Below are 3,484 nucleotides of genomic sequence, written 5' to 3'. Positions count from 1 at the left end.
AAAAAAATCTACCGCCACTAAAAGCTTATGCAGACTATAAACACGCTCAAATAGCCAAAACACACTTGCCTTATCTTTTAGGTAATGCACTTTTGCAAGCTTCAAGAACTCCTTTTAAAATAGGCTATTTAAGCTTACCTTTTAAACTGAAAAAAATTGCAAAAAACTATAAAAAGAAAATTTAATCTAAACTAGTATTTTTGAAAAAATTTCCATTGATTTGGGTTTTATATATCACATAATTTCTAAATTTAGCGTGCAAAACAGCATCAGGCTTATATGCCCTGCATTCTTTCCAAAAAGTATGCAAGCTTTTTTGATAAGTCAAACCTTCAATATCATAAAAGGCTTTTCCCATAACTTTTAAAGGGCTATTGTGATATAAAGCAGAAAGTCCTACTGTGCTATTTATCACTATGGTGCCTCTTGCATTGATTAAGACCGTAGGTAAGTGTAAGTCATGTACATATAAAATTCTACCCTCGACATTGTATTTTAAGCTCAAATCTTCTATAAGCTTAGTATAGTCCCTATAGCCACGATCCATAGGATGGTGCTTAAAAACTAGATATGACTTTGCTTTAGCATGATTAGCAAAAGAGATGATCACTTCTTCTATAAATTTTTCTGTAGTTTTTCTATAATGATGGGAGAGTTGAGTATCATTATGCACTTGCAAAATAGCTAAAAAATACTTTTGCTTTAGGGAAAGAATTTTTTCGTTTAAACTTTTTTCTGTGATTTTGTATTTGTTTTTTCTATATATTGAGCAAAGCCAAGGTAGAAAGTCAAATAGTTTTAAACTTCTATGATGTAAAGAATTATTAAAATACCAAGAAAGTAAAAAAGCAAAAAGCCAGTATAAAAATGAAGAAAAGGCCATATTTTTAAAAGTGCTTGAGAAAGTTTTAAATTTAAAATCTTTATCAAATTTTTTCTGACTTAGATAAAATTCTTTTTCTCTTGGTAAAGTGGAGTTTGCATTTACTCCATCCTTTTCAAAAGTAATGAAGTTTGGTCTTATATAACCTTCTTCAAAAATCCATACTTCAATACCCATTTGCTTAGCAACATTAATGGCTATCTCATGCACTTTTCTACAATCATTATACATAATGATAACTTGAATTTGTTTTTCTTCAAAAAGCTTTTTATAAAAGTCTTCAAGCTCGGCTAAACTTTTAGTGTAATTAATGCTTTTAAAAGGATAAAAGAAAAAATCCCCTCCATTAAAATTTACTTTATAAACCTTAGCTTTTGGAATTTTTGTAGCGATTTTACGAAAAAATCCTCCTATAGGTCCTTGGAGCAATAAAACATTTTTACCAGAAAATTTTTTTAACTTTTTACTTAAATTCATCTAATTAAAATAAATTCTATTAATCTTCTTATTTTTCTTAATATATAAATTCTTATATCTATAAACCAACGCAAATAAAATTTAGAAAAATAATCTTTTTGCATTTTTAACATTATATCTAATGCAAGCTCAACTTCACATAAATTTTTATTTTTTGGATGGATGTATCTTGGATAAAGGATCAAAACCCCCGCAACAAGCTCTTCTAAACTAAGCACTCTTGTACGTCTTGGAATTTCATGCAAATCCATAGTTAACCCCCAGCCTGCATAAAAAGGCTTACCATACACTACTACTTTTTTACCACGCAAAAGAGCATCAAAACCACTTGTAGAGGTTATAGTATGTACCTCATCACTAGCATTTATAGCACTATCTATACTAACATTTTCTATAATCTCATCACAGTATTTTAAAATAATGCTTTTATCTTTTAAACCCTTACGATTACCGCTTAAAACATCAGGGTGAGGTTTAAAAACTATGAAGGCGTTTTCATTGGCCTTTCTTACATTTTGTAAAAGCTTTAAGGTATCAAAACCAGCTCCACCTAAGATCATAGAAACATCATCTTCTACTTGAGCAGGGATTAAAATGATTTTTTTATTTGTATTAAAATTTAATGTTTCATGCTTTAAGCCATTATACTTTGAAAATTTATTTTGTGTAATGGTAGAGATGAGCTTTTTAGCTCTTTGTTTTAAACCTTCATCAAAAATGTGATTTTGCAAAATATCTTCTAAATCACTTGGCTTACTTGGATCAACATACAAACCTTTACTATCTACTATTAAAGAAAAAGGACGTGTGAGATCTGAGCCCAAAAAAACCGAGCGCAAAAAGCCATCTTCTACTAAGAAAATTTCATTATTAAAATCTTTAGCCAATAAAAATTTATCATATTTTTTACCCCAAATGAAAATTTTATCCTCAGAATCCAAATTCGCTTTATAAAGTTCATCAAGTGAGTTTAAAAAAATGATTTTATTATTCTTGGCTTTAAAAAATGGTTTCATAAACCAACGCTTCCACAAAGTAAAACCTAAAAAATACAAAGTATTTAAATTAGCTTGTTCTATCTTTTTATACTTTGTTAAGGTATGAATAGTATCAAAAATATCACTTTTTTGATTTAAGTAAGGATTAAAATACTCACTATATAAAATATAAGCAGCATAAAAAACCTCTTCTAAACTTCTTTTTTTAAGTCTTCTTTTGCACACTTGTTTATCTTGTGTTAAACCCCAACCCGCATAAAATGGCATACCATAACACACACATTCGCTTCCTAACATCAAAGCTTCAAAACCCATGCCAGAAGTCTTAGTATAAACTTTTTTAAAATAACTTAGCAATTCTATGGGATTATAATTTTCTTTTATAACTACACATTTGCTTGGCAAATCTTGTGCGTTAAAGTCGCTTTGTTTTTTACCACTTAATACATCAGGATGAATTTTTATATATATTTTAGCATTTGGATTTTCTTTGATAGCATCATTTATGATATCTTGAGTTGAAAAATCCCTAGCTAAGCCAAATTTAAGAGAAGCATCATTTGCTACTTGAGTGATGATTAATATGCGTTCTTCATTATCGTTAAAAAGCTCTTTTGGTACGCAAAGATTATTATTATACTTGCTAAGTTTTTCTTTTTTTATGAGTTCTATGGCTTTTTTTGCTTGCTCTAGCTCTTTAGAACTAAATTCGTAAGTATTTAAAATATTTTCGAGCTTAGATGGCGCGATCGCATCGTAATAAATTCCTACTTCATCTTTGACGATAGAAAAACTTGGACTATTTTCTACACCTAAATTTAATGAGCGCAAAAAACCATCTTCCAAAAGTAAAAATTTTACATTGTGCTTTTTAGCTAGTTCTACAGCTTTTAAACCTGACTTTTTTCTACCCCAGCCCACAAAAACATCTTCTTTTGTGATATTTTTATAGATACAATATGGAGCTGTTTTATAAAATTTTTTAACATTTTCTTTTAATCTTTTAGATGTGGTATAAAATCTCATAATCTCTCTTTAATTAAAAGAAAGATTATATCAAATTTTATTCTTATACTCTCTTTTTAACTTCCCAACTTCAAATAGCAGTTTGAGATATCCCCCCCCC

2 protein-coding genes and 1 pseudogene are annotated in these 3,484 nt (G+C 29.0%); 1 reads left to right on the top strand and 2 read right to left on the bottom strand.

Annotated elements, in window-relative coordinates:
• Positions 1-185 (top strand): annotated as a pseudogene (locus tag CAMP5063_RS08185) (capsular biosynthesis protein); the annotation flags it as partial.
• Here CAMP5063_RS08185 and kpsS read toward each other — a convergent pair.
• Positions 182-1,360, bottom strand: a complete 1,179-nt coding sequence (gene kpsS, locus CAMP5063_RS08180; RefSeq protein ID WP_337195152.1) for a capsule polysaccharide modification protein KpsS — start codon at positions 1,358-1,360, stop codon at positions 182-184. The pseudogene CAMP5063_RS08185 and the gene kpsS overlap by 4 nt on opposite strands.
• A complete protein-coding gene (locus CAMP5063_RS08175) occupies positions 1,357-3,384 on the bottom strand; it encodes a capsular polysaccharide biosynthesis protein (RefSeq protein WP_337195151.1) in 2,028 nt (675 codons plus the stop codon). Before CAMP5063_RS08175 ends, kpsS begins: the two co-directional genes overlap by 4 nt.
• Between the last annotated feature and the right edge of the window lie 100 nt (positions 3,385-3,484).

It is taken from the genome of Campylobacter sp. RM5063, from assembly GCF_024723655.1.
Taxonomy (GTDB): domain Bacteria; phylum Campylobacterota; class Campylobacteria; order Campylobacterales; family Campylobacteraceae; genus Campylobacter_D; species Campylobacter_D lari_D.
This window is presented reverse-complemented; position numbering and strand designations above follow the sequence as displayed.